Origin of the sequence: Paraburkholderia susongensis (assembly GCF_900177725.1) — a bacterium.
Classification (GTDB): domain Bacteria; phylum Pseudomonadota; class Gammaproteobacteria; order Burkholderiales; family Burkholderiaceae; genus Paraburkholderia; species Paraburkholderia susongensis.
Window position 1 is genome coordinate 513,317 of sequence record NZ_FXAT01000005.1, and the last position, 24,472, is coordinate 537,788.

Here is a 24,472-nt window from a genome sequence, read left to right on the forward strand (position 1 = left end):
CGCTACTGCAGCCCGAGGCGCGCGAGGCCGTGCGTAGCCAGCCACGCCGCGCTCAGTTTCCGGGGTAGTGTCCAGCCGCGATGTCTTCCAGGAGCGTTCCGTGCGTCGGCTCCCAACCCAGCAGCGAACGCGTGCGTGCGCTGGAGGCCGCGGCGTCGATACCGAAGAACATGCCGAGCCAGTCGAAGTGCTGCTGCGCGCGTTCGGCGGGAATCGATCCCACTGGCACATCCAGGGACTGCCCCAGCGCCGTCGCGATGTCGCGCGTGGCGACGCCCTCCTCGGCGACGGCGTGCAGCACGCTGCCCGGCGTGGCCTTGTCGATCGCGAGTTGTACGAGCTTGCCGGCATCGAGCCGGTTCACCGCCGTCCAGCGGTTCTGGCCTTCGTCGATGTAGCCCGAGATGCGCTTTTCGCGAGCGATGCGCGCCAGCACCGCGACGAATCCGTGGTCGCCGCCCGCGCCATGCACCGTCGGCGCGAAGCGCACGACCATCGACCGGATGCCGCGATCAGCGAGGCCCAGCGTGTAGGCCGCGTTGGCGATGCGCGGGTGGATCCCGGCATTCGGCATGTCCTGCTCGGTGCCCACGCGGCCCGGAGCCAGTCCCATTGTGCCCGAGGCGATCAGCAGCGGACCGCCCGTGCCTTGCAGCGCATCGGCGAACACGTCGATGGCCGCGCGATCGGTCTGCGCCGCGGCCGCCATCTGCGAGAAGTCGTGTTTGTAGCCGAGGTGCACGACACCCTCGGCGAGCGCGGCTGCGCCGCGCAGGCTGGCAAGGTCGTCCAGGCTGCCGCGCACCACCTCGGCGCCAAGCCCGGCGATTCTGGCTGCGGACTCGTCGCTGCGGGCGAGGCCGAGAACATGGTGTCCTGCGGAGATGAGTTCCTTGACGCTGGCCGAGCCGATCCAGCCCGAGGCGCCGGTGACGAGAATTCGCATGGGAAACTCCGTTGATGTCATTGAGTGACATCAGTATAGGCCTATGATGTCACTCTGTGTCAACAAAAAACTGGAGGGAACATGGGTCGTTGGGAGCCCAATGCCGAGAACCGCTTCCGCGCGGCGGCCATCGAACTGTTCGGAGAGATCGGCTACGAGCAGACGACCGTCGCGGCCATCGCGGAGCGCGCGGGGCTGACTGCGCGCACGTTCTTTCGCTACTTCGCCGACAAGCGCGAAGTGCTCTTCAATGGCTCCGAACATCTTCAGCAGACGATGGTCGATGCGCTGGCCGATGCGCCAGCCGAGGCTTCAGCGGTAGATGCGATCGCCGCCGCCTTGATGAAGGCCGGCGAGTTCTTCGATGACGACCTGCGCCCATTCTCGCGTCTGCGCAGCACGGTGATCGCAGCCAACGCGGACCTGCGCGAGCGCGAGCTGATCAAGCTGGCGAGGCTGTCCGCGGCGCTCGCTCAGGCACTGCGCGAGCGCGGTGTCGGCGAGCCGGACGCGAGCCTCGCAGCCGAGGCAGGCATCGCCGTCTTTCGGGTTGCGTTCGCACAATGGGTCGGCGAGGACGAGCGGCGCAGCTACGGCGGGATCGTGCAGGAATCGCTGGCGCGACTGAGAACGCTCGTGGCCAACTGACCGGCTCACCGACTGGCTCACTGTTGAGCCACACCCCGTTGCCGGCAAGACCGAGATGTCTGCTCCGCGCGCAACGACCACACGCTATCCGTCCGGTCGGACGCGATCCGCCGACGCGTCCTGCGCCACATCCACGCGAAACACAGCGCGCCGAGCGCTGCGCCGATATCGACACCGAGCGGCCCCGCATCGGCGGAAAACCACAGTCCGCTCGCGGGCGCGAGCGCGCCGACCAGGCTCGCGAGCGGAATCGCCGCGCTCGACAACGTCGCGAGCGCGAGCAGTTCCACCGAGCCGCGTGCCGCGCCGCGCACCATCGCCCACGCAATCGAACCAACGAACACCGTGTAGTAGAGGCCGATATGCCACGTGTGCAGGTCGTCGACGCGTCCGGCCAGCAGCTTGCCCGCGAGCAGCGTCAGCGAAATTCCGCAGATGCAGCCGAGCGCGACGCCGACCGTCAGCGACGCCATCACGAACGCCGAGTGCCGCTGCGTGACAGGCATGCCGTCACGCCGCATCGCCTTGCGCCGGCTTTCGATCCACAGCAGGTTGCCCGAATAGAACAGAAACGCGCCCGCGAGCCCGAGCACGAAATAGCCCCATTGCACCGGCGCGCCGCCATAGCTGCCGAAGTGCAGCGCGTAGAACGCGCTCGTCGACGCCGACCAGTTGTTGCCGTTGTCGCCGCCCGGCAGAAACTGCGCGTTGAGAAACTTGCCGGTGAACGGGTCCATCAACGCGAAGCCGCCGTCGCGGGCGAGATAGCGCGGATCGCCACCGGCCACGAACACGGTCGCGCCCGGCTGCCCCGCGCGACGATAGCGCAGCGCGGCCGGCTCGAAGCGCGGCGCGCGCTCGCGCACTTTCGCGAGTAGCCGGGTGGGCGGCAGCATCACCGGCGCGGGCCCGGACGCCGCGCGCGGCACGATGGGCGCCTTCGCGAAGTACGGGTTCTGCGCGAGCATCATCGGCTTGAGCGCGCCGTCGTAGATCACCTTGTCCTGCACGTTGAAGATGTAGTCGCTCAAGCCGAACGCGACGACCGAGAGCGCCATCACGAGATGAAACGGCAGGCTCAGAATACCGATCGCGTTGTGCGCATCGAGCCACATCCGCTTCAGATTCCTGCCGATGCGCAGCGCGAACAGATCCTTCACGAGCGTCGGCAGCAGCACGATCACGCCGGACACGAGTGCGAGTCCGTACAGCAGCGAGACCACGCCCATTACGCCCATGCCGACGTCGTAGCCGCCCGGCACACCCGCCGTCATATGCAGCACGTCGATGAAGCGCGCCGCGTCCGAGGGCCGGCTTTGCGCCGTGTGCAGTTGCCCGGCGTCGTCGAGCCATGCGTCCCAGCGCTGCCCCGGCGACGCTTGCCACGACAGCCGCACGCGGTCCCCGCCGACGAGCGCCAGCGTGAACAGCTTGCGCGCGGCCGGATGCGCGTCGAGCGTGCGTTCGATCAGCGCGTCGGCGCGCTCGAGCGGCACCGTCGGCGACGCCGCGACGGCGGGCGGCGTGGTCCAGTCGCTGAGCGAGTCCTTGAACATCGTGATCGCGCCTGCGTAGAACGCGATGAAAAGCAGCAGACCGGCAACGATGCCGGTCCACGTATGAACGGTCTTATAGACGCGAAGAATGTCGCTGCGCATGCTGAACGGTAGACGGAACTGAAACGGCTGGCGGGCGGCCCGCTCGCGGAATGAATGACGGAAGCACGGTAACGGAAGCAGAAGCGGCGGCAGAAGCGGCAGCGCGGCGCGCGCGCCTCGATCGAACATTCACAGCGGCACGTGCTGACACAGCAGCACCAGTGCAAACGCAGCGAGATTGCTCAACGCCAGCCACCCCGACGCGCGCGCGCCGCTACGAAACATGAACGACGCGGAAGCGGCCGCGATCCACAGCGGCGGCACGAGCCACATTGCAACGTGAAATTTGCTCGCCGCGGTCAGGCCGCCTGGCGAGAGCCGCGCGAACAACGCGCTTGCCGCGATCGCGAGACCGAAGCCGCCAACGATGCCAGCCACGAATTTCGCGAGCAGATCGTGTTCGATCGACCCGGCCGCGCGACCGGTGGCGCGGGTGGCGCGCTCGCGCATCATCGCGCGGTGCGCCGCGCACGGCCACGCTCGATCAACGCGCCGATGAACGGCCAGGCGGTCAGGCTCGCCATCAGCGTCGTCACGACAACCGATAACGATGTCGCGGGCTGAAACGCACGCGCCGCACACACGAGCGAGAGCGCAACGCATGCTGCGGCCACGATACGCGCTGGCCGCGAGGGCCACGGCGCGCGCAGCCAGCGTTGGCCCGGCGAGCTGAGATAAAACAGGAGCGCGCCGGCCACGGCCGACGCGACGATCAGAAGATTCCCCATGATTCGGCGAAGCAGCGTGAGGCTGGTGTTGCCCACGCTGATTAATGAGAATCATTATCATACACGTAAGCATGAGATTCGGGCGGCGAGGCTCGGGTTTTCAACGCCCACCCAACACTCACCCGTCCGGCATCCGTGCCCGGGATCCGCGTTCTCCATCCTGTTTGTCAGCCGCAACTGCGCCATCTACACTGCACGGGTTGATGCAGTGCAGCACATGCCGTTCCGCGTCCCGTGTCCGGGACGCACGACCTCGTTCGACCGACCGGAGAAATGAGCATGGAGAAGCTGTCCGCGCAGCCCTTCGCGCAACGCAAGGTGCTGATTGTCGGCATCGCCAACGAACATTCGATCGCCTATGGATGTGCGCGCGCCTTCCGTGAGCTGGGCGCGGATCTCGCGATCACCTACCTGAACGACAAGGCGAAAGCCTATGTCGAGCCGCTGGCCGAAGAACTCGGCGCGTCAATCTTCCTGCCGCTCGACGTCGCGAAGCCCGGCGAACTCGACGCCGTATTCGACACGATCCGCGAGCGCTGGGGGCGGCTCGACGTCGCGGTCCACTCGATCGCGTTCGCCCCGAAGGACGATCTGCAAGGCGGTTTGCTCAACAGCTCCGCAGAAGGGTTCGCGCAGGCGATGGACATCTCGTGCCACTCGTTCATCCGCATGGCCCGACTCGCGGCGCCGCTCATGAACGAAGGCGGTTCGCTGTTCGCGATGAGCTACCTCGGCGCGACGCGCGTCGTGCCGAACTACGATCTGATGGGCCCGGTCAAGGCCGCGCTCGAAGCGTCGTGCCGCTATCTCGCGCATGAACTCGGAGCGCAACGCATCCGTGTGCATCCAATCTCGCCGGGGCCGTTGAAAACGCGCGCGGCGTCGGGGCTCAAGGACTTCGATCTGCTGCTCAACGAAGCCGCCGCGCGCGCGCCGATCGGCGAACTCGTGGACATCATGGACGTCGGCTACACCTGCGCGTTTCTCGCGACGCCCTACGCGCGGCGTATGACAGGCAACACGATTTTCGTCGACGGTGGCGTCAGCATCATGGACGGACGCGCGAACTAAGCGGACCGATGCCGCGCGTCATTCGACAGGCGGCTCGCCCTCGGGCTTTTTCTTCTGCTTGTGCTGGTCGTCGTCGCGCTGCGGCAGCTTGCTCTTTTCGTTGTCGCTGTGTTTCACAGGCTGCGGGTGCCGGAACTGTTCTTCGACGTCTCTCATGGCGTGCCTCCATGCCAAGGCAGATCAATGAAGCGCTGCGCCTGAATATATCACTCTATGACATAGCATGGAAATGAGCCTTCGCATGGCTCGGACAACGTGAAGGAGCCCCCACGCCGGTGGCGTTTCAGCCGGCCGCCGCCGAAGGTGCATCGGCTTCCGCGCCCATCGTCACGAGCACACTGCACGTGACCCGGTCGAGCAGCAGGCCGTCGTGACGGCCGCCCCACCAGCGCGCGAGTCCGTGACTGCGACGATGCCCCACGACGACGAGATCGACGTTCAGATCTTTGGCGAAGAATGGAATCTGCTCGAGCGGCTCGCCGATCGCGAGATGCCCCGTAGCGTGAATTCCGCGTGCAGCGAGTTTCTTCAATCCTTCGTCGAGCAGGTTTTTCGCGGACTCGTTGATGAAATCGACCGGCACCGCGGAAGTAATATCCGCGCCCTGCATCCAGGCCGTATTGTTGAGTACGGAAAGCAGGTGTACCTGCGCGTTCAGATCTTGCGCCAGGACGGCGCCGTCCTTTAGCGCGTGTTGCCCTTCGCGCGTTCCGTCGTAACAGAGAAGAATGCGATTGAAGCTCGACATATCGTTTCCCCTGCACTGCTTTCGCGGCATATTAGTCATTCATTATATGTCAATTCATGATACATACAGCGCCGCCAGGCTGCCACGCAAATACATAAAGAATCGCGGTCAAGCGCTCACTATTTTCGATTCTCCGCAGTCATCAATGGAACGCTTTCAAAGCCCCCAGATGATGTCCGCGTCGCTCTTGCGCGCTTCGCGCATCATGTCGAGAAACGGCCATGCGCGCTGCGAGAGCCGGTTGCGCGAGTCACGGCGATTGCCCGCCGAATGATGTAACGCTTCGAGCGTCGCTTCCGCGGTCGCGTCTTCCGAGATCGCGGCTTCGAGCCGATCGATCGCATGCGGCAGCTCGTCGTGCATGATGACGCCACGTTCGCCGAGCCGCTTGCCGATCAAGCCCAGCAGATATTGCGCAAGATCCCTGAGCATCACGACGTCCGGTGACGCTGTCGATTGAAATGTAATCATCATGACAGCTCCTTTCTGGATGGGCGAGCCGCGCCAGTCACCGAGCCGGCTCGATCTTCTGCGGTCATTTTATATCACAACATGATAAAAATGCACGACCGCCGCCCGATGCCGATACATCCGGCGCGCAGTCCACCCGTGAGGCACGACTGTCGATTGTCGGCGCAACGCCACGGCTTTTCCGCACTGCGACACGCAAAACCGGCGTTTTATATCACATTGAAATATAATCATGACCAGAGTGTATTCGCGTTGCCAGGGTTTCCCCGGTAATGTCGGGCCCGGCATCATCGACTACTTTCTGCTTCTTCCTTATCTTGTCCCGCTCCTTCGTCCTTGGCTGGCTTGCCAGCTTTCTCCCCGCACCGGTCGCCGTGAAATGGCACGAGCGTGCGCGATCGTGCCTCGGCGCACTGCTCGGCATCGCGTTCACGGGCGGGCTCATGTACCTGCTGCTCGGGCCCGCTGCGAATATTCCGCTGCTCGTCGCGCCGATGGGCGCCTCCGCGGTGCTGCTATTCGCGGTGCCCGCGAGTCCGCTCGCGCAACCGTGGTCGATCATCGGCGGCAATCTCGTATCCGCGACGATCGGCGTGACCTGCGCGAAACTGATCGGCGATCCGACTCTCGCGGCCGCGCTAGCGGTTGCGCTGTCGATCTGCGGCATGTTCGCGCTGCGATGCGTGCACCCGCCGTCGGGCGCTGTCGCGTTGACCGCGGTGCTGGGCGGCCCAGTGATTCATGCGCTCGGCTACCGCTTCGTGCTCGAACCCATTGCGATTCAGTCGGCCGCGCTGTTGTTCGCGGCGCTCGCCTATCACGCCGCCACCGGCCACCGCTATCCGCATGCGGGCCGCCAGGATCGCGCCACGGCCAGCCAGGCCGCCGACGAAGCATCGCGTGTCGGCTTTGCGCGAGCAGACGTCGAAGCGGTTCTCGCGCGCCGCGGCGAAATGCTCGACATCGATCCCGACGATCTCTATTCGCTGCTGCGCGAAACGCAGCTTCAGGCGTTCTCGCGCAGTTTCGACGAACTGCGTTGCGAAGACATCATGTCCCGCCACGTCGTGTCGGTCTCCGCGGCCACGCGCGCGGCGGGCGCCTGGGATCTGTTCAAGCGCAACAAGGTGAAGGCACTCCCGGTGGTCGACGCGGAGCAGAAACTGCTCGGCATCGTCACGCGCGCCGATTTCGTCGACAAGAGAAGCCTCGGAGCGCTCGCGCCGATCCTCGACTACTTCGACGGCTGGCTGCGCGGCGACGCGCTTCGTACTCCCAACGTCGGCAGCGTGATGACCACCGAAGTCTGTACCGTCAACGCAAACGCGCCGATTACCGAACTCGTGCCAATGTTCGCGAACTTCGGCCATCACCACGTACCGGTGCTCGATCACGCGGGGCGTGTGGTCGGCATGATTACGCAGGTCGATCTGATCTCCGGGCTTTACCGGCAAACCGTCGCCAAAGCCCGCCAGGCGGCTTAGGACTAACTGAAAAAAGACAACGCGCAAGTCGCGTACAAGGGCCGCAATTCGACCAAATACATCACTATATGATATATTTGCAGCTTCTTCACATCAGCGGATAACCCATGAAAGTACGGTCTCGCAAGCTGAACAAGAGCGACTTCGAACAACTGTCGCAATTTCGCTACCAGATGCGGCGCTTCGAACGGTTCTCCGAACAGGCCGCGCAGAACGAAGGCATCACGCCGCTGCAATACCTGCTGTTGCTGCATATCAAGGGTTATCCGGAGCGCGACTGGGCGAGCATCGGCGAACTCGCGGAGCGGTTGCAGGCGCAGCATCACGGCGTCGTCGCACTGGTGTCGCGCTGCGAAGCGCTCGAGCTCGTGCGCCGCCAGGTCAGCGAAACCGATCGCCGCCAGGTTGAAGTGCACCTCGAAAAAGCCGGCGAGCGGGTACTCGAGCGTCTCGCGGAATTGCACCGCGCTGAATTGAAATCGCTCGAAGGTTCTTTCCAGATTCCACAGATCGACTTCGACTAACTATGAGCATGGATTCCCACAAGCGCGACTTTTCGACCAATGCACGGTTGCCCGGCATTTTTGCGTTGGCGGCGTGCATCGGCATGGTGAGTACGCTTGCCGCTTTCGTATTGCTGAACCTGATTCGTCTGTTCACCAATCTGTTTTTCTTCGGCACGCTGTCGTTCGTCGAACGGTCGCCCGCTACCAATACGCTCGGCCTCTGGGTCATCGGCGTGCCGGTGATCGGCGGGCTGATCGTCGGGCTGATCGCGCGCTTCGGCTCCGAAAAAATCCGCGGCCACGGCATTCCCGAGGCGATCGAAGCGATCCTGTTCGGCAAGAGCAAGATGTCGCCGAAAGTGGCCGTGCTCAAGCCGCTGTCGTCGGGCATCGTGATCGGCAGCGGCGGGCCATTCGGCGCGGAAGGCCCGATCATCATGACGGGCGGCGCGCTCGGCTCGCTGATCGCGCAGTGCGTGAAGGTCACGTCGGCGGAACGCAAGACGCTACTGGTCGCCGGCGCCGCCGCGGGCATGACCGCGGTGTTCGGCACGCCGCTCGCCGCCGTGCTGCTCGCGGTCGAACTGCTGCTGTTCGAATGGCGGCCGCGCAGCTTCCTGCCGGTCGCGGTGGCCTGCGCGGTCGCCGGTTTCACCCGCGCGATTTTCTTCGGCACAGGTCCGCTGTTTCCGCTTCAGACCGTCGCGCCCAATGCCTGGGCGCTGATTTCATGCGCCATCGCGGGCGTGCTGTCGGGCGCGCTGGCATCGGGACTGTCCGCCTCGCTGTACAAAGTGGAAGACCTGTTCGGCAAGTTGCCGATCCACTGGATGTGGTGGCCCGCGCTCGGCGGCATCGTGGTCGGTATCGGCGGATGGCTCGAGCCGCGCGCACTTGGCGTCGGTTACGACGTGATCGGCGACCTGTTGCACCAGCACATCGCGGTACAGGTCGCACTCGTGCTGCTCGCCGTGAAGGCGGTGATGTGGGTCGTGGCGCTCGGCTCCGGCACGTCCGGCGGCGTGCTCGCGCCGCTGCTGATGCTCGGCGCCGGACTCGGCACGGTGCTCGCACACTGGCTGCCGGGCAGCGAGCCGGCGTTGTGGCCGCTCGTCTGCATGGCCGCGACGCTCGGCGCCACGCTTGGCGCGCCGCTCACGGCCATCGTGTTCGCGTTCGGCCTCACGCACGACAGCAACGCACTGCTGCCGCTATTGACCGCCACGCTGATCGCGCACGGCTTTGCGACCGTGGTGATGCGGCGCTCGATCATGACCGAGAAAATCGCGCGCCGCGGTTATCACATCTATCGCGAGTACGGCGTCGATCCACTCGAGCGCCACTATGTCGATGAAGTGATGACAGCCTCGGTCGAATCGGTCGATGCCGGCCAGACGGTCGGCGCAACGCTGCAAACGCTGTTCGGCGCGAACCAGGTGCGCCGTGCCTATCCGGTGGTGCGCGACGGCGCGGTGATCGGCGTGGCCGATCGCATGCTGCTCGAACGCTTTTGCGCCGAAGAGGCGGAACGCAAACGCGCCATGACGCTCGCCGACGTATTCGCCCAGCAGAGCACCGCATTTGCTTTGTCATCCGAAACATGCCGGCTCGTCGCGACGCGCCTCGCCGTGCTCGGTCTCGAACGCTTGCCGGTGGTGGCTGACGCCAGGAGCATGCGTCTTGTCGGCATCGTGTCACGCAGCGACCTCGTCAAACCGTCGCTCACGCACTTCGAGGAAGAACACAAGCGGGAACGCTTCCGGCGCATTGGACCGTCGCTTGGCAAACGGCGCTTTGCGCCGGTTCGCAAGACCGGCTGAAAAAATCGCCATTGAAGATGAAAGGCCGAGGCCAGTCATGGCCTCGGCCTTTCTATTTGCAACTTCCGCTCGCACAGCGCGCGCTCCACGGCTAACACGCGCTGGCTATTTGCCCGCGCCACGTGACTCGACACAACTGAGCACGAGCGTATCGCCCGATTTCGCACCGGCGCTCAGCGCGGCGCTGTGAAGATCCGTGCCGTCGCAATGCCATTCGGCAAGAAAATCGCTCCTGCACGCGCTGACCAGCCCGTCTTTATATATCCCGGGCATCGTGTAATCGCAGCTCGCGCGCCCATTGCAATGGCGCGCGACGTCATGAGTCATGTTGCCGCGCGGCGCGCCGCAGTTCTCGCCATAGGTGCCCGATACGATCGTAATCGAGCGCATTTCCGCAGCCGCGTTCGCGGTGAACAGGAAGATGCCCGCCATCAACGGCATAGAGCGGAAGATTCCACTGAGGAAAGCCCGTCCGTCCCCTGCATGCTCTGTTAGCCCGGTCACTTTGCGTCTCCCTTCGAATCGCGCAGCCGCCTGATTGGCCGAAACGCGTTGCCTCTATCAGGTATAGAAGAAAGAGAAAAGGACTGCTACAAGGACTGCCACGGGGACTGCCACAGAAACGCCGTTCGCTAGCGGCTGCGCATAGATGACCTCCAGATGACCGCCGTGCGGGCGCGACAGCACCGCACGGCATCACAAGCGCTAAAACGCCGTTATTCGAGCGCCTTGTCGTTCGGCGTCGCGTAAAGCTGCTTCAGCGAAGCGCTCATCGGAAAATCAAAGCTGATGTTCTTCGGCGGCACGGGCTTCACGAACCATCTGTCGTACATGGTGTGGATTTCCGGCCCTTTCATCACCTGTTCGAGCGTGCCGTTGACGAGCTTTCTGAATTCGGGATCGTCGCGGCGCATCATGAAGCCATACGCTTCCGACGATTGCGGCGTGCCGGTAATGATCCAGTCCGACGGCTTCGCGGTGAGCGTGCGGGTACCGGCAAGCAACACGTCATCCATCATGTACGCGGCCGCGCGGCCGCTTTCGAGCGTGAGCCGCCCTTCGCCGTAATCCTTCGCGCTGATGATCTGCATGTTCATCTTTTTGTCTTCGTTCATCTTGCGCAGAATGCGCTCGGACGTCGTGCCCTGATTCGTCACGACGGTCTTGCCCGCGAGATCAGGAAAGTCCTTGATGCCGGAATCCTTGCGCGTCAGAAGCCGCGTCGTCGCAACGAAGAACGTATCGGCAAACGTCACCTGACTTTGCCGCGCCGCGAGATTGGTCGTCACGCCGCATTCGAGATCGACCGTGCCGTTCTGCACGAGCGGAATACGGTTCTGCGACGTCACCGGAATGAAGCGCACCTTGAGGTCGGGGCGTTTCGTTTTTACCTTGACCGCCTCGATGACCTTGTTGCACAGATCCTGCGAAAAACCGATCACCTCGTTGTTCGCATCGACATACGAAAACGGCACCGACGTTTCGCGGTGACCGATCGCGATCACACCGCTTTGCTGGATTTTCGCGAGCGTGGACTGCGAGTCCTGCGCGAAAGCGCTCGAACTCGCCGAACTCAGGGCAACGAGCGCGGCGGCAACGGACCAGTTCATGACTTTCATGGGTTTTCTCCGATCGTACGGCATGGTTCTCATGGATTGCGGGCTTCTTTACGAGCCGTCTACATATGTTGCCATTAAAAAAATAATTGCAACATATGTTAACTACCGAGTGCGACGCAGCACCGCTTCCCAAGCCGCTCCGGTACACCTGATCCGTACCGGACACCATCCCAAAAACCGTACAGGTACTGTACAGGCAAGTGTCGCTAGAATGAGCCCCACGTGCCATTCGTCTTTCCGCCGATACCGGAGCCCCCATGTCCTTCGTCAGTCTCAGCGCGCTACCCGCCGGCATTCTGTTCGCGCTCGTCACCTCGATCACGCCCGGTCCGAACAACACGATGCTGCTGGCCTCGGGCGTCAATTTCGGCTTTCGCCGCACGCTGCCGCATCTGTCGGGCATCAGCGCCGGGATGGTGTTGTTGATGCTGTCGGTCGGCATCGGTCTTGGCGAAGCGTTCGTGCATTTCCCGGTGCTGTACACGGTGCTCGAAGTCGTCAGCGTCGTTTATCTGCTGTATCTGGCGTGGAAAATCGGCACCTCGGGCGAACTGAAACTCAAGAAGGGCGAGCGCCGGCCCATGCGCTTTCACGAGGCTATCGCGTTTCAGTGGGTCAATCCGAAGGCCTGGATGATGGTGCTCACCGCCGCCACCACGATCCACCTGAGCGAGAGCTTCGGCATGAACGTCGTCGCGATGGCAGTGGTGTTCTACGTGATCGGTTTTCCGTGCATCTGCCTGTGGGCAGGTTTCGGCACGGCCATGCGGCAGGTGCTGTCGAATCCGAAACGGCTGCGCGTTTTCAACGTGGCGATGGCACTGCTGCTGGTGGCCTCGCTGTATCCGATCGCGTTGAGACTGCTGGGTCACGGCGCCTGAGCGCGCCGCCAACTCCTACAGCGCCCCTCGTCCGACCCGCTCGATGAAGCGCCACAACGCATCGTCGGTCGAATACGGCGCGTTGAAGCGGAACCATGCGCTCGGCGCGTCGTCGGGACGGAAATAGGAGCCCGGCGCGAGCCAGATGCCGTGCGCGAGCGCGGCCGTCGCGACCTCGCCGGCGCGCTCCGGCTCGACCGGCAGGCGCGCGCACAGGAAAAGCCCCGCGCGCGGCCGGTGAAATATCTCGAGTCCAAGCGCATCGAGCCGTTCCTCGAGCGCCGCATGCGCGAGCTTGAGTCTTTCGTTGACGGTTTCGACATGGCGCGCGTAACGCCCTTCGAGCAACACCTTCTCGACGATCCGCTCGATCGTTTCCGACGAGGTCAGCCCCACTGCCATCTTCGTGCGCGCCAGTTCGCGCAGCACCGCCGTCTCGGCGACCACATAGCCGCAGCGCAGCGCGGGCGTAACCGTCTTCGAAAAGCCGCTCACGTACACCACGCGCTGCAGCCCCTCCATCGCGGCAAAAAGCGGCGCGCCGGAGGGCGCCAGTTCGCGGCTCACATCGTCCTCGATCACCCACATGCGCTCGCGCTCGGCGATCTGCAGCAAGCGGAATGCGGCCGACATGCCGAACGTCGCGCCGGTCGGATTCTGTAGCGTCGTGTTGACGAAGATCGCCTTCGGCTTGTGCCGCGCGACCAGCGTGTCGAGCACGTCGGTATCGACGCCTGCCGGCGTGCGCGGCACGCCGTGCACGACGAGACCGGCGAGCTTGAGGATCTGTAGCAGATTGCAATAGCCGGGGTCTTCGACGATCACCGCGTCGCCCGCGCGCAGCAACGTGCGCACGATCAGATCGAGCCCCTGCGTCGCGCCTTGAGTGAGCAGCACGTTCGTCACGTCGACCGGCAGGCCGCGCCGGTCGAGCTGTTCGGCGACTCGTTCACGCAGCGGCGCAAATCCGTACGGATGCCCGTAGTCGCCAAGGCGCACAGCCGGCACCCGGCTCACCACACGCAAGGCATGCTGCAGGCCGCTCTCGTTGATCCATTCGCTCGGCAGCCAGCCGCAGCCGGCCTTGATCGGCACCGAGTGGTCGGCGAACACGTCGGACAGCAACCAGGTCGCGGTCAGGCTCGGCGGCTGCCAGTCGGCGGCGGTCGCACGCGTGGCCGGCCCGCGCGCGGCGACGCGATAGCCGGAGCCGCGCCGCGCGACGACGAGCCCCATCGACACGAGCCGGTTATACGCCTCGGTCACCGTGAAAGTGCTCAGCGCGTGGCTGTGCGCGAGCTGCCGCACCGACGGCAGCAGCGCGCCCGCGCGCAGCGATTGCGCCTCGATCGCGCGCGCGAAGCCTTGCACGACCTGCTCGACGAGCGTCGGCGCGGCGCGGCGGTCGCGCTGAAGTTCCAGTTCGATCATGATGCGGGCGATGAGTCCTGGCGAAAAAGCAGGCTGCGGCGGCCGGCTGGGGTTGGGCGGATGCGATGCCGGACTGCTCGTGCCGCGAAACGAGCGCAACGAGACAGTTCGCACGAATCTGCCAGCACAGTTAGCACCACACTTCGTCAACTGTTTATGCCGACATTAAACCGCGGACGCTACAGTTGCGCTACGCCCTTTCGTCATTTCGTCCTTTCGCCCTTTACCCACCTCATCGAGGAGAAACCATGACTTCGCGCCCCGTCATCGAAGACCTGTCGTCGTTCTGGATGCCCTTCACCGCCAACCGCCAGTTCAAGGCCGCGCCGCGCCTGCTGGAATCGGCGCAGGGCATGTACTACCGCAGCACCGACGGGCGCGAGATTCTCGACGGCTGCGCCGGGCTGTGGTGCGTGAACGCAGGCCACGGCCGCGCGGAGATCGTCGCGGCGATCACCCAACAGCTCTCGACGCTCGATTTCGCGCCGACCTTCCAGATGGGCCATCCGCTCGCGTTCGAAGCGGCCACCAAAGTCGCCGGGCTGATGCCGGCCGGGCTCGACCGTATCTTCTTCACGAACTCGGGCTCCGAATCGGTCGATACCGCGCTGAAAATCGCGCTCGCCTACCACCGCGCGCGCGGCGAAGGCCAGCGCACGCGTTTGATCGGCCGCGAGCGCGGGTATCACGGCGTGGGCTTCGGCGGCATTTCGGTCGGCGGCATCGCGCCGAATCGCAAAACCTTCTCGGGCGCGCTGCTGCCCGCGGTCGATCATCTGCCGCACACGCACGACCTCGAACACAACGCGTTCTCGAAGGGTCAGCCCGCGTGGGGCGCGCATCTGGCCGAGGAACTGGAGCGGATCGTCACGCTGCACGATGCGTCGACGATCGCCGCAGTGATCGTTGAACCGGTGGCCGGCTCGACCGGCGTGCTGATTCCGCCGCAAGGCTATCTGCAGAAGCTGCGCGAAATCTGCACGAAGCACGGCATCCTGCTGATTTTCGACGAGGTCATCACCGGCTTCGGGCGTCTCGGCAAAGCCACCGCGAGCGAGCACTTCGGCGTCACGCCGGACCTGATTACGATGGCGAAGGCGATCAACAACGCGTCGATCCCGATGGGCGCGGTCGCGGCGAGCCGCACGATCCACGACACGGTCGTGGGCAGCGGCGCGCCGGGCGCGATCGAACTGTTCCACGGCTACACGTATTCAGCTCACCCGGCCGCGGCCGCCGCCGCGGTCGCGACGCTCGATCTGTATCGCCGCGAAAACCTGTTCGAGCGCGCGGCCGGTCTCGCGCCGAAGTTCGAGGCTGCCGCGCACGCGCTGCGTGGCGCGAAGCACGTGAAGGACGTGCGCAACCTCGGCCTCGTCGCGGGCATCGAACTCGAATCGCGCGACAGCGCACCGGGCGCACGCGCTTATGAGGCGTTCGTCAAATGCTTCGAGGCGGGCGTGCTGATCCGCTTCACGGGCGACATCCTCGCGTTTTCGCCGCCGCTCATCATCGACGAGGAACAGATCGCGCACCTCTTCAAGACGGTCGGCGACGTGCTCGCGACCGTGCAGTAAGCGCGGCGGGCACGACGCTCGCGTCGCGACGAAGCGGCGGCACGCCAAGGCGTGTCGCCGCTTTTTTTATTTCACGATGACCCCTGCACCGCGATTCGCTGGGCTACCACGCCTCAGCGCGGCCCTATCGAGCTCCTGGGAACCGAGTCTTTCAACTCGCGTATCTGCGCCTGATCTGATACCGGTTCGCACCGGAAAAAAACGGCTTCACAAGAAATTAAACAGATAAACTTGCAAGTCAATCTTGCAAGATAAACTTTCTATATCTATGATGCGCACATGAAGAAAAACCGCCACCCCGCCCCTTCTGCCGAAACCATCACCGCCGACCTGATGCTGGCCCTGGGTCAGATCGTCCGCAGGCTACGCTCCGAAGGCAATCCGAACGAACTGAATCTGTCGCAAATGGGCGCGCTTGCGAGGCTTGAGCGGCAAGGCCCGGCGACAACTGCCGATCTGGCGCGTATGGAGGCCATGAAGCCTCAGTCGATGAAGGCGATTCTCGCGGGCCTCGAAGAAGACGGCCTGGTCGAGCGGCGCCCGCATCCGACCGATGGACGCCAGATCCTGTTCGTACTGACTGCCGCGGGCGCCGAAGAACGCAGAAGGCGCGGCGTCGCGAAGCGCGAATGGATGATGGCGGCGCTGGCCACCTTCCAGCCCGAGGAGATGCGGGCACTGGAAGCTGCCATTCCGTTGCTCAGGCGATTAGGCAACCCGCCATCGGGCGGCTCGATATGAATCTGGTTTAACCCGTCGAGTTAACCCTTCAACTCGCAGTTCTTTTCAATTTCGCAGGAGAAGTGCATGAGCATCACGGCTATTGACCCGAAGACCGCACTGATCGTTGTCGATCTGCAGAAAGGCGTGACCATTCTGCCCAATGTCGTGCCTCCGCTCAGCCAGACCGTGGCAAGCGCTGTCATGCTTGTGGAGGCCTTCCGCCGCCACGATTTGCCGATAGTGTTCGTCAACGTCGCGGGCGTCGCCCCAGGCCGCAATGAACAACCGTATCAGGCCATGTCGATGCCCGACGACTGGATGGAACTGCTGCCCGAGCTGAACCGGCAGCCGCACGACCACCTGGTCACGAAGCGGACCTGGGGAGCCTTCACCGGCACCGATCTCGAAACGCATCTGCGCGCACGCGGTGTCACGCAGGTCGTTCTTGCGGGAGTGTCGACCAGCATCGGCGTGGAATCCACCGCGCGTCAGGCGCATGAACTGGGGTTTAACGTGACGCTCGCGATCGACGCGATGTCTGAACTGAGCGCGGAAGCTCACGAAAACAGTCTGTCGCGGATTTTCCCGCGACTGGGAGAAACAGGCACGGCGCAGGCCATCTGCGAGGCTCTGGATCGGCGCGATGCCTGAAGATGCCGGCAATGCCGAGGGCGTGGATTCCGCGTCCCGCCACCAATCCGCGAGGCGGCTCGGTGCCGCGCAATGGAAGATCATCTCCGTAGCGACGATTGGCTCGCTGCTGTCGCAACTCGATGCGACCATCGTGAACGTCTCGCTGTCGAGTCTCGCATCAGAACTGCATGCCAGTCTCGCGACGATTCAATGGGTGACGAGCGGCTATCTGCTGACGCTCACGCTGGTTCTGCCGATGAGCGGCTGGCTGGTGGACCGGATCGGCGCGAAGGCAGTTTATCTGTGGTGTTTTCTGGCATTCACTCTCACGTCGGCCTTGTGCGGCATGGCGTGGTCCGCGCCTTCCCTGATCGGCTTTCGCGTGCTGCAGGGCGCGTGCGGCGGGCTGCTCGCGCCGATGGCGCAGATGATCGTCGCGCGCGCGGCGGGCGTGCAGATGGCGCGTGTGATCGGCTACGTGGCCCTACCCGTGCTCGCGGCGCCGATTCTCGGGCCGCTGGTCGCGGGCGCGATCCTGCAGCATGCATCCTGGCGCTGGCTGTTTCTGCTGAACTTGCCGATCGGCGTGCTCGCGCTCGTGCTGGCATGGCGGTTCCTGCCGCACGACCGAACCCAGACGCAGCCGCGCGAACTCGACTGGCTGGGGCTCATGCTGCTATCGCCAGCGCTGGTCCTCTTTCTTTACGGCTGCGCGCGGCTTGGCGAGCCTGCCGGCATGGTGACGTTACCGGTCAGCGTCACGCTGCTGATGGCCTTTCTGTACGTGCAGCGCCGCAAGGGTGATCGCGCGCTGCTGGATCTGGGGCTCTTTCGGGGCAAAGTCTTCGGCGCCGTGGCCTCGACGCAGTTCCTGTCGAACGGCGCGATGTTCGCCGGCCAGGCGCTGGTGCCCATGTTCCTGATCGACGCCTGTGGCCGCTCGCCCGGAGAAATGGGCTGGATGCTCATGCCGATGGGCCTGGGCATGCTGGTCACGTATCTATGGATGGGCAAGCTGACGACATGGTTCGGCGTACGCAAGCTTGCCCTGAGCGGCGCATTGCTTTCGCTGCTCGGCACGTTGCCGTTTGTCTGGCTGGCGCGCCATGGCCTTCATCCGTCTGTCCTTGCCCCGGCGCTTTTTCTGCGCGGGATGGGACTGAGCGCCATCGGCGCGCCATCGCTATCCGCGGCGTATGCATCGGTCGAGCGACCGCATCTGCCGATGGCAACGACGACGATGAATATCGTCCAGCGACTCGGCGGCCCAACCTGGACCACGCTGTGCACCTTATTGCTCGCCTGGCAGTTGAAGGAGCAGGCGCATGCCGCTCAGTGGATGCCGGGGCCGTACATGTGGGCATTCATCGCGTTGTGCGCGCTGCATGGACTGACGTGCATGGCAACCACGCGGCTACCGCTTGCCGTCGTCGAGGGTTGATTGATTCGCGCATCCGCGTGAATCGCCACCAAACTCCGGCAATTTGGCGGGCGGGACTCGCGCCTGTCAGCAGGACGGCGTATGGTTGTGGACAAGGGTCGGCGCATGGTCCGCCCCGACGGCTTTGCATGGGATCGGGGTGAGTGCTGAAGCGCTCGCTCCGATCGACAGGAGATGTCCATGAAGATACCTACCGTTCGCGCGGGCGCGCATATCGAGGGCGTGCACTGGGTCGCCGAGTACGCCGAAGACGTCCACGAAATTCGCGTGTTTCGCGAGGGGCAGGAAGTGGACGTGCACGACGCGCCATGCACACTGTTCGGTGACGAAGAGAACGCGGGCTCGAAGAGCACCGCCGATCATCGTGCGATCGAGGCGGCCGTGCTCGCTTATCTGAAGCGCTTCGTTACCGAGCACGACGCGGAGGAGTAGTTTGCGCGGGCGCGCGTAACGGTGCGGCGCCCGCTTTTCAGCACGCCCGCGGCAATGGCTGCCACGGGCGCAGGGTCGCGAAGCCGGTGCGCAACCGTCATCTGCGGCATGTGCGCCGCTGACACGCACCCGGGCCTTCAGTCCGCCGGCCGCAGCTTTTTCACCTCGGCATCCGACGGCTGCACGCTCGCGCCGTCGATATACCGGTACGACGTCATCACGCCCTTGCCGTCCTTCACGCCGGTCACGCCGACATACGCGCCCATCGTCGACTGGTTGTCCTGCGGGCGATACATGACCGGCCCGAACGGCGTCTGCACGTTGAGTCCCTTGAACGCGGCGGCGAGCTTGTCCGGATCGGTCGAACCGGCCTTCTTGATCCCGTCCGCGATCGACATCAGCGCCGAATAGCCGACCACCGAGCCGAGGCGCGGATAGTCGTGATACTTGGCCTGGTACGCGTCGACGAATTGCTTGTTCGCGGCCGTATCGATCGAATACCACGGGTAGCCGGTCACGATCCAGCCGGTCGGCGCTTCGGCACCGAGCGGATCGAGGTAGTCCGGCTCGCCGGTCAGCAGCGACACCACCGCGCGATCCTTGAAGAGCCCGCGCGTATTGCCCTCGCGGACGAACTTGCCGAGGTCCGCGCCGAACAGCACGTTGAAGATCGCATCGGGCTTCGCGTCGGCGATCGCCTGGGTCACGGCGCCCGCGTCGACGTTGCCGAGCGGCGTTGCCTGTTCGACGACGAACTGCACGTCGGGCTGCGCGGCGCTCAGCAGCTTCTTGAAGGTCGCGACCGCCGATTGCCCGTACTCGTAGTTCGGATACACGAGCGCCCAGCGCTTTTTCTTCAGCTTCGCCGCCTCCGGCACCAGCATGGCGACCTGCATGTACGTCGAAGGACGCAGACGGTACGTGTATTTGTTGCCATCGGCCCAGACGATCTTGTCGGTCAGCGGCTCGGCGGCGAGGAAGAAAATCTTCTTCTGCTTCGCGAAGTCGGCGAGCGCGAGGCCGGTGTTCGACAGGAAGCCGCCGAACAGCAGTTGCACCTGCTCGCGCGCGATCAGTTCCTGCGCGACGCGGATCGTGTCGCCGGGGTTGCCGTTGTCGTCGCGCGACACCACTTCGAGCTGCTTGCCGAGCACGCCGCCCGCCGCGTTCACCTGCTCAAGCGCGAGATTCCAGCCGTTTTTGTAGGGTCCGAGAAAGGCGGGCTGCGCCTTGTAACTATTGATCTCGCCGATCTTGATGGTCTGCTGGGCGCTCGCGCCGAGTGCGGCGAACGAGCACAAGGTCGACACCATGAAGCGAGAGATCCGTCCTGCGCGCGTGGTCATGCGTTTCTCCGTTATCAGAAGGATTGCTGGTTTTTTTGAGGCGTTCGGGCGGCCCGATGGCTCACGACAAGGCTCACGACAGACCCACGGCGCGCTCACGCGGCTCATTGCTCGCGCGGCTCGGCGCGGATTCTGGCCACGCTCGTCGCGACGTCCTGCCATGCCGGCTTGCCGCCCGCGAATTGCGCGCGCAGGTACGACACGAGTTCGGCGACCTGGGCGTCGTTGAAACTGTCGCGGTAAGCCGGCATCGTACCGAGTTCGGGCCGCGCAGGCGAGCCGATGCCATCGAGAATCACGCGAATCAGGTTGTCCGGCGTCGCGCCATGCAGGTTCGTGTTCAGCGCGAGCGACGGGTGCGCGCCGAACAGCTGCGGCCCGCTGCCGGTGTGATGGCAGGCGGCGCACGCGCCGTCGAACAGGCGCGCGCCCACGCTCACCGGCGCACCGGCCGGCGTGCTGGCCTGCTCGTATTCGCGCGCGGTCGCGCCCGGATCGGCGTTCGGCTCCAGCGGGTTCAGCGACGCGAGATAGACGGCCATCGCGCGGATATCGCTGTCGGGCAGCGCCGCCAGATCGCCGATCACGGGCGCCATCGGCCCCGCCGCGACACCGTGCAGCGGCGCGTGACCGGTGCGCAGATAGCTGAACAGCTCCTCTTCGCTCCACGGCACCGGCGCGTTCGACAACGCGGACAGCGCCGGCGCTTCCCAGCCCTCGGCGATGCCGCCGCCCATGAACGCGGCGCCGGTCTTCTCGGCGCCGAACGCGTTGCGCGGCGTATGACACGCGCTGCAATGGCCGAGGCCGTTCACCAGATACGCACCGCGATTCCACTGCGCGCTTTGCGCGGGATCGGCGGCAAACGCCGTGCGCTGCAGAAAGAGTCCGTTCCAGGCGGCCATCAACGGACGCACGCTGAACGGAAACGCGAGCTTCGTCTGCGGCGGGCGGCTGCGCACCGGCGTTTGCGACATCAGATACGCGTACAGCGCGTGCAGATCGTCGTCGGAGATGTTCTGGAACGACGTGTACGGAAACGCCGGATACAGCCGATGACCATCGCGGCTGATGCCGTGCCGCATCGCGCGCACGAACGCGTCGAGCGACCAGTTGCCGATGCCGGTCAGGCCATCGGGCGTCAGGTTGGTGCTGTAGACGGTGCCGAACGGCGTCGCGAGCGGTTTGCCGCCGGCGTTCGGCACACCGTTGTGCGCGGTATGGCAGACCGCGCAGTTGCCAAGCGACGCGAGCAGCTTGCCGCGCGCGACCAGCTCCGGCGCGAACGCGCTCGCGAGCGGCGGCGCGATCGGCGCAATCGGCGTGGCGGGCACCGACGCGAACGACAACGCGCCGAGCCAACCCACCGCGCCCGCTGCCCCTGCCGCCAGCAAGCCGAAAAAGCCGCGCCGCCAGCGTTTTTTGCGGCGTGCCGCCGCCGCGTCTTCGGCCTGCGCGTCGGCGAGCGCGGCGCGGATCTTCTCCGGCGTGAACGGCGGCCGGCGAAAGCGCACGCCGGTCGCGTCGTACAGCGCGTTCGCAATCGCGGCCGCGCCGGGCAGCGACGCGGATTCGCCCGCGCCCATCGGCGGCTCGCCATGGCGCGGCATCATCACGATGTCGATCACCGGCACTTCGCGGAACGTCAGGATCGGATACGCGCCCCACTCCTGGCTCGTCACCGCGTTGCCGCCGAAGCCGACCTGCTCCTTCAGCGCGCGGCTCGTGGCCTGAATCACGTTGCCGTGAATCTGATGGCGCACGCCGTCCGGATTGACCGTCGTGCCGTTGTCCTGGCCCACCACGACGCGCGTGACCGCGAGTTCGCCGCTCTTGCGGTTCACTTCGACCTCGGCGACCCACGCGGACCATGCGGCGCCGAAGCCGGGGAATTTGCTGTGCACGTAGCGCGCGTAGGCGATGCCACGGCCGCGCGCGATGTCGCCGTCCGCGTTGCCGTTTGCGGCGCCGTCTTCCTTGCCGCGTGTCTTGAACGCAGGCTCGCGCGGTTCCCAGCCGGCCCGCTCCGCGACCTCTTTAACGAGGTCGATCGCGCGCGGATCGGTCAGATGTTTCAGGCGGAATTCGACCGGGTCGACGCCCGCCTGCTCCGCGAGTTCGTCGATGAACGACTCGTGCGCGAACGTGTTCGGCAACGCCGAGACGCCGCGCAGCCACGCGGCGCGCACGATCGGCGGCGTGTCGTCGCAGACGACGCGCATGCTGCGATAGTCGTACGGCGGCACCGCGGTGCGGTCGCCCATCTCGAACACCTGCGGCTGCGCGGGGAGCGTGCCGGTCAGCAGCAGTGCGAGCGTCGGCGCATCGTTCGACGGATAGCGTGTCGCGAAGTCGTAAGCGGCCAGTTCGCCTTCGCCGGTCAGCGCGCCGCGCACGTCCATCAGTTGCGCGGCCCCCTTCGGCTCCCACGCATGTTCGTCTTCGCGCGACAGTTGCACACGCACCGGGCTGCCTACCGCACGCGATAGCAGCGCCGCGTCGGCGGCGACGTCATCCGCGCAATTGCGGCCGTAGCAGCCCGCCGCGTCCATCCGCACGACCTCGATGCGCGCTTCGTCGAGCGCCATCAGCAGCGCGAGATCGGCGCGCAGCGAATGCGGATTCTGGGTGCCGGACCAGATTTTCAGCGCGGCGCCGGCGCTGTTGTCGCGAGCGCTCCGGTAATCGGCCACCGCGCACGACGGGCCGATCGATGCATGCAGCTGGAACGGCCACACGTACGTGCGTTCGAGCGTACGCGCAGGGTCCTGCGCGAGCGCCGCATCGACGTCGCCTTCGATCACCAGATCGCGCCGCTGGGCTGGATTCGCGCGCAACGCCGCTTCGACCTGTTCGCTGGTATCGAGCGGCGGCAAACCATCGACCGCTTTCCAGCGCACGTCGAGCCGCTGCGCCGCCTGCTGCGCGATTTCCTCGCGCTCGGCGACGATGCCGACGAAGTCGCGAATCACGACCACCTTGACGATACCCGGCAGATCGCGAATCGACGCCTCGTTCACTTCCAGCAGACTATTGCCGATGAACTCGCCTTGCGCGACGCCCGCATACGGCGGACGCACGACGCGCCCATGCAGCATGCCCGGGACGCGCACGTCGTGGACGAAGCTGAGCTCGCCGGTCGCCTTCGCCGGAATGTCGATGCGCGGCGCGCTTTTGCCGACGATCCTGTAGTCGTGCGGCGGTTTCAATGGAGCGTCGGTGGCAAGCAGCAGTTCGACTCGCCGGCCCTTGATCAGGTCTGCGTAGTAAATGCCTTGCGCCGCATCGCCGCTGCGCGGAAAAACGCGGCCGTCCTGCACGTCGAGATTTTGTGCGTCGACACCGAGGCGCGCCGCCGCTTCGCCGATCAGATACCGACGCGCCTGCGCTGCCGCCTGCCGCAGCGGCACCGCCGAAATCTGGATCGTCGCGCTCGCGATCGTCGGCCCCTGATTCGGCGCCTCGCCGGTGTGACCCAGCACGATCGATACACGCGTGAGCGGCACGTCGAGTTCTTCCGCGACGATCTGCGCGAGCGCCGTACCGATGCCCGTACCCAGATCGACGTGACCGTTGAACGCGACCACGCTGCCGTCGTCACGCACGACCAGAAACAGATCGGCCTCGGTCGGCACGAACGACGAACGCGAACCCGGCTGACCGGGCGTGGCCTTGACCGGCGCCTGCGGCGGCCGCGCGACGATCAGCACGCTCCGCGCGTCGTACAGCTGCTTGCGCGACGGCGGCGCGCCGCGCCGATCGACGCTGAAATCCGGCCCCGTCATACGTGCGCTCCGTCGTGCGCGTCAGCCCGCTCGGCGAGCAATTGCGCCGCGCGCTGCACCGCGCGCACGATCTCGACATGCGTGCCGCAGCGGCACAGATTGCGCGACAACTCGTGCTGGATCGTCGCGACGTCCGGATGCGGATCGCGATCGAGCAAGGCCTTCGCCGTCATGATCATGCCGTTCAGGCAGTAGCCGCATTGCGCGGCCTGCTCCTCGATAAACGCCTGCTGCACCGGGTGCAACGCGGTGCGCGTGCCGAGCCCTTCGAGCGTCGTGATCTCGCGGCCCAGCGCGACTTCGGCGGTGGTCACGCACGCGCGCGTCGGCACCCCATCGAGCAGCACCGTGCACGCGCCGCATTCGCCGAGGCCGCAGCCGAACTTCGGCCCGTTCAGCGCGAGATCGTTGCGCAGCAGATACAGCAGCGGCGTCCGCACCGACGCGCTGACCACGTGCGTCGCGCCGTTCACCTTCAGCACGAACTGCGCGGGACGGTTCGTCATGATCCCGCCACCCGCCGA

24 protein-coding genes are annotated in these 24,472 nt (G+C 65.2%); 11 read left to right on the forward strand and 13 right to left on the reverse strand.

Annotated elements, in window-relative coordinates:
- Window positions 1-52: 52 nt before the first annotated feature.
- Complete coding sequence (locus tag B9Z01_RS18485) at window positions 53-946, reverse strand: SDR family oxidoreductase (RefSeq protein ID WP_085485559.1); 894 nt, start codon at window positions 944-946, stop codon at window positions 53-55.
- 81 nt (window positions 947-1,027) lie between these two features.
- Here B9Z01_RS18485 and B9Z01_RS18490 point away from each other — a divergent pair, with 81 nt between their 5' ends.
- Entirely contained in the window at window positions 1,028-1,594 is a 567-nt protein-coding gene (locus B9Z01_RS18490) for a TetR family transcriptional regulator (RefSeq protein WP_085485561.1), read from the forward strand.
- A 17-nt stretch (window positions 1,595-1,611) separates the two neighbouring features.
- Here B9Z01_RS18490 and B9Z01_RS18495 read toward each other — a convergent pair whose 3' ends face one another.
- From B9Z01_RS18495 to B9Z01_RS18505, 3 genes are read right to left on the reverse strand one after another with little or no spacing between them, the layout of a single operon-like run.
- Window positions 1,612-3,381 carry a PepSY-associated TM helix domain-containing protein gene (locus B9Z01_RS18495; protein WP_244196064.1) on the reverse strand — a complete coding sequence of 590 codons (1,770 nt, stop codon included), beginning with the start codon at window positions 3,379-3,381 and terminating at the stop codon, window positions 1,612-1,614.
- Window positions 3,382-3,705, reverse strand: coding sequence for a hypothetical protein (locus tag B9Z01_RS18500; protein ID WP_244196065.1), 324 nt, complete (start codon window positions 3,703-3,705; stop codon window positions 3,382-3,384).
- Window positions 3,702-3,980, reverse strand: coding sequence for a hypothetical protein (locus B9Z01_RS18505; protein WP_085485766.1), 279 nt, complete (start codon window positions 3,978-3,980; stop codon window positions 3,702-3,704). Before B9Z01_RS18505 ends, B9Z01_RS18500 begins: the two co-directional genes overlap by 4 nt.
- Window positions 3,981-4,259: 279 nt before the next feature.
- Between B9Z01_RS18505 and fabI the strand changes: the two genes are divergently transcribed.
- Entirely contained in the window at window positions 4,260-5,051 is a 792-nt protein-coding gene (gene fabI, locus B9Z01_RS18510) for an enoyl-ACP reductase FabI (protein WP_085485563.1), read from the forward strand.
- An 18-nt stretch (window positions 5,052-5,069) separates the two neighbouring features.
- On the opposite strand, the gene B9Z01_RS35610 is transcribed toward fabI, so the two are convergent.
- From B9Z01_RS35610 to B9Z01_RS18520, 3 genes are all read right to left on the reverse strand, one after another.
- Window positions 5,070-5,207: a hypothetical protein gene (locus B9Z01_RS35610; protein ID WP_167387513.1), complete on the reverse strand. Its 138-nt coding sequence runs from the start codon at window positions 5,205-5,207 to the stop codon at window positions 5,070-5,072.
- 127 nt (window positions 5,208-5,334) lie between these two features.
- The gene (locus B9Z01_RS18515) at window positions 5,335-5,799 is read right to left on the reverse strand and encodes a universal stress protein (RefSeq protein ID WP_085485565.1); all 465 of its coding nucleotides are present in this window, start codon (window positions 5,797-5,799) and stop codon (window positions 5,335-5,337) included.
- A 156-nt stretch (window positions 5,800-5,955) separates the two neighbouring features.
- Window positions 5,956-6,273: a DUF1840 domain-containing protein gene (locus B9Z01_RS18520; protein ID WP_085485567.1), complete on the reverse strand. Its 318-nt coding sequence runs from the start codon at window positions 6,271-6,273 to the stop codon at window positions 5,956-5,958.
- Window positions 6,274-6,587: 314 nt separating this feature from the next.
- Here B9Z01_RS18520 and B9Z01_RS18525 point away from each other — a divergent pair, with 314 nt between their 5' ends.
- The 3 genes from B9Z01_RS18525 (at window position 6,588) to B9Z01_RS18535 (ending at window position 10,080) form a co-directional block, all read left to right on the forward strand.
- The gene (locus B9Z01_RS18525) at window positions 6,588-7,754 is read left to right on the forward strand and encodes an HPP family protein (RefSeq protein ID WP_208626078.1); all 1,167 of its coding nucleotides are present in this window, start codon (window positions 6,588-6,590) and stop codon (window positions 7,752-7,754) included.
- Between the two features lie 107 nt (window positions 7,755-7,861).
- Entirely contained in the window at window positions 7,862-8,278 is a 417-nt protein-coding gene (locus tag B9Z01_RS18530; protein ID WP_085485571.1) for a MarR family winged helix-turn-helix transcriptional regulator, read from the forward strand.
- Between the two features lie 2 nt (window positions 8,279-8,280).
- Window positions 8,281-10,080: a chloride channel protein gene (locus B9Z01_RS18535; protein ID WP_085485573.1), complete on the forward strand. Its 1,800-nt coding sequence runs from the start codon at window positions 8,281-8,283 to the stop codon at window positions 10,078-10,080.
- 105 nt (window positions 10,081-10,185) lie between these two features.
- Here B9Z01_RS18535 and B9Z01_RS18540 read toward each other — a convergent pair whose 3' ends face one another.
- Both B9Z01_RS18540 and B9Z01_RS18545 read right to left on the reverse strand, forming a co-directional pair.
- The gene (locus B9Z01_RS18540; protein ID WP_244196066.1) at window positions 10,186-10,521 is read right to left on the reverse strand and encodes a hypothetical protein; all 336 of its coding nucleotides are present in this window, start codon (window positions 10,519-10,521) and stop codon (window positions 10,186-10,188) included.
- Window positions 10,522-10,796: 275 nt separating this feature from the next.
- On the reverse strand, window positions 10,797-11,699 hold the full coding sequence (locus tag B9Z01_RS18545; protein WP_085485577.1) for a glutamate/aspartate ABC transporter substrate-binding protein: 903 nt from the start codon (window positions 11,697-11,699) through the stop codon (window positions 10,797-10,799).
- Between the two features lie 257 nt (window positions 11,700-11,956).
- Here B9Z01_RS18545 and B9Z01_RS18550 point away from each other — a divergent pair, with 257 nt between their 5' ends.
- Window positions 11,957-12,580: a LysE family translocator gene (locus B9Z01_RS18550; RefSeq protein ID WP_085485579.1), complete on the forward strand. Its 624-nt coding sequence runs from the start codon at window positions 11,957-11,959 to the stop codon at window positions 12,578-12,580.
- A 15-nt stretch (window positions 12,581-12,595) separates the two neighbouring features.
- On the opposite strand, the gene B9Z01_RS18555 is transcribed toward B9Z01_RS18550, so the two are convergent.
- Entirely contained in the window at window positions 12,596-14,011 is a 1,416-nt protein-coding gene (locus B9Z01_RS18555) for an aminotransferase-like domain-containing protein (protein WP_085485768.1), read from the reverse strand.
- Between the two features lie 248 nt (window positions 14,012-14,259).
- Here B9Z01_RS18555 and aptA point away from each other — a divergent pair, with 248 nt between their 5' ends.
- The 5 genes from aptA to B9Z01_RS18580 all read left to right on the forward strand — a co-directional run bounded on the left by aptA (window position 14,260) and on the right by B9Z01_RS18580 (window position 18,817).
- Window positions 14,260-15,588, forward strand: coding sequence for an omega-aminotransferase AptA (gene aptA, locus B9Z01_RS18560; RefSeq protein WP_085485581.1), 1,329 nt, complete (start codon window positions 14,260-14,262; stop codon window positions 15,586-15,588).
- Window positions 15,589-15,867: 279 nt separating this feature from the next.
- Window positions 15,868-16,329, forward strand: coding sequence for a MarR family winged helix-turn-helix transcriptional regulator (locus B9Z01_RS18565; protein ID WP_085485583.1), 462 nt, complete (start codon window positions 15,868-15,870; stop codon window positions 16,327-16,329).
- Window positions 16,330-16,395: 66 nt separating this feature from the next.
- Complete coding sequence (locus B9Z01_RS18570) at window positions 16,396-16,962, forward strand: isochorismatase family protein (RefSeq protein WP_085485585.1); 567 nt, start codon at window positions 16,396-16,398, stop codon at window positions 16,960-16,962.
- On the forward strand, window positions 16,955-18,385 hold the full coding sequence (locus B9Z01_RS18575) for a DHA2 family efflux MFS transporter permease subunit (RefSeq protein ID WP_085485587.1): 1,431 nt from the start codon (window positions 16,955-16,957) through the stop codon (window positions 18,383-18,385). The genes B9Z01_RS18570 and B9Z01_RS18575 overlap by 8 nt, the downstream gene beginning before the upstream one ends.
- A 180-nt stretch (window positions 18,386-18,565) precedes the next feature.
- Window positions 18,566-18,817 carry a hypothetical protein gene (locus B9Z01_RS18580; RefSeq protein WP_085485589.1) on the forward strand — a complete coding sequence of 84 codons (252 nt, stop codon included), beginning with the start codon at window positions 18,566-18,568 and terminating at the stop codon, window positions 18,815-18,817.
- 137 nt (window positions 18,818-18,954) lie between these two features.
- Here B9Z01_RS18580 and B9Z01_RS18585 read toward each other — a convergent pair whose 3' ends face one another.
- From B9Z01_RS18585 to B9Z01_RS18595, 3 genes are all read right to left on the reverse strand, one after another.
- Complete coding sequence (locus B9Z01_RS18585) at window positions 18,955-20,163, reverse strand: ABC transporter substrate-binding protein (RefSeq protein WP_085485591.1); 1,209 nt, start codon at window positions 20,161-20,163, stop codon at window positions 18,955-18,957.
- A 104-nt stretch (window positions 20,164-20,267) separates the two neighbouring features.
- Complete coding sequence (locus B9Z01_RS18590) at window positions 20,268-23,948, reverse strand: molybdopterin cofactor-binding domain-containing protein (protein ID WP_085485593.1); 3,681 nt, start codon at window positions 23,946-23,948, stop codon at window positions 20,268-20,270.
- A complete protein-coding gene (locus tag B9Z01_RS18595; protein WP_085485595.1) occupies window positions 23,945-24,454 on the reverse strand; it encodes a (2Fe-2S)-binding protein in 510 nt (169 codons plus the stop codon). Before B9Z01_RS18595 ends, B9Z01_RS18590 begins: the two co-directional genes overlap by 4 nt.
- Between the last annotated feature and the right edge of the window lie 18 nt (window positions 24,455-24,472).

Bases quoted from the DNA above. Each gene is read 5' to 3' on its own strand.
- B9Z01_RS18485 (WP_085485559.1), bottom strand. From the start codon at position 946: ATGCGAATTCTCGTCACCGGCGCCTCGGGCTGGATCGGCTCGGCCAGC.
- B9Z01_RS18490 (WP_085485561.1), top strand. From the start codon at position 1,028: ATGGGTCGTTGGGAGCCCAATGCCGAGAACCGCTTCCGCGCGGCGGCC.
- B9Z01_RS18495 (WP_244196064.1), bottom strand. From the start codon at position 3,381: ATGTTCGATCGAGGCGCGCGCGCCGCGCTGCCGCTTCTGCCGCCGCTT.
- B9Z01_RS18500 (WP_244196065.1), bottom strand. From the start codon at position 3,705: ATGATGCGCGAGCGCGCCACCCGCGCCACCGGTCGCGCGGCCGGGTCG.
- B9Z01_RS18505 (WP_085485766.1), bottom strand. From the start codon at position 3,980: ATGGGGAATCTTCTGATCGTCGCGTCGGCCGTGGCCGGCGCGCTCCTG.
- fabI (WP_085485563.1), top strand. From the start codon at position 4,260: ATGGAGAAGCTGTCCGCGCAGCCCTTCGCGCAACGCAAGGTGCTGATT.
- B9Z01_RS35610 (WP_167387513.1), bottom strand. From the start codon at position 5,207: ATGAGAGACGTCGAAGAACAGTTCCGGCACCCGCAGCCTGTGAAACAC.
- B9Z01_RS18515 (WP_085485565.1), bottom strand. From the start codon at position 5,799: ATGTCGAGCTTCAATCGCATTCTTCTCTGTTACGACGGAACGCGCGAA.
- B9Z01_RS18520 (WP_085485567.1), bottom strand. From the start codon at position 6,273: ATGATGATTACATTTCAATCGACAGCGTCACCGGACGTCGTGATGCTC.
- B9Z01_RS18530 (WP_085485571.1), top strand. From the start codon at position 7,862: ATGAAAGTACGGTCTCGCAAGCTGAACAAGAGCGACTTCGAACAACTG.
- B9Z01_RS18535 (WP_085485573.1), top strand. From the start codon at position 8,281: ATGAGCATGGATTCCCACAAGCGCGACTTTTCGACCAATGCACGGTTG.
- B9Z01_RS18540 (WP_244196066.1), bottom strand. From the start codon at position 10,521: ATGCCGTTGATGGCGGGCATCTTCCTGTTCACCGCGAACGCGGCTGCG.
- B9Z01_RS18545 (WP_085485577.1), bottom strand. From the start codon at position 11,699: ATGAAAGTCATGAACTGGTCCGTTGCCGCCGCGCTCGTTGCCCTGAGT.
- B9Z01_RS18550 (WP_085485579.1), top strand. From the start codon at position 11,957: ATGTCCTTCGTCAGTCTCAGCGCGCTACCCGCCGGCATTCTGTTCGCG.
- B9Z01_RS18555 (WP_085485768.1), bottom strand. From the start codon at position 14,011: ATGATCGAACTGGAACTTCAGCGCGACCGCCGCGCCGCGCCGACGCTC.
- aptA (WP_085485581.1), top strand. From the start codon at position 14,260: ATGACTTCGCGCCCCGTCATCGAAGACCTGTCGTCGTTCTGGATGCCC.
- B9Z01_RS18565 (WP_085485583.1), top strand. From the start codon at position 15,868: ATGAAGAAAAACCGCCACCCCGCCCCTTCTGCCGAAACCATCACCGCC.
- B9Z01_RS18570 (WP_085485585.1), top strand. From the start codon at position 16,396: ATGAGCATCACGGCTATTGACCCGAAGACCGCACTGATCGTTGTCGAT.
- B9Z01_RS18575 (WP_085485587.1), top strand. From the start codon at position 16,955: ATGCCTGAAGATGCCGGCAATGCCGAGGGCGTGGATTCCGCGTCCCGC.
- B9Z01_RS18580 (WP_085485589.1), top strand. From the start codon at position 18,566: ATGAAGATACCTACCGTTCGCGCGGGCGCGCATATCGAGGGCGTGCAC.
- B9Z01_RS18585 (WP_085485591.1), bottom strand. From the start codon at position 20,163: ATGACCACGCGCGCAGGACGGATCTCTCGCTTCATGGTGTCGACCTTG.
- B9Z01_RS18590 (WP_085485593.1), bottom strand. From the start codon at position 23,948: ATGACGGGGCCGGATTTCAGCGTCGATCGGCGCGGCGCGCCGCCGTCG.
- B9Z01_RS18595 (WP_085485595.1), bottom strand. From the start codon at position 24,454: ATGACGAACCGTCCCGCGCAGTTCGTGCTGAAGGTGAACGGCGCGACG.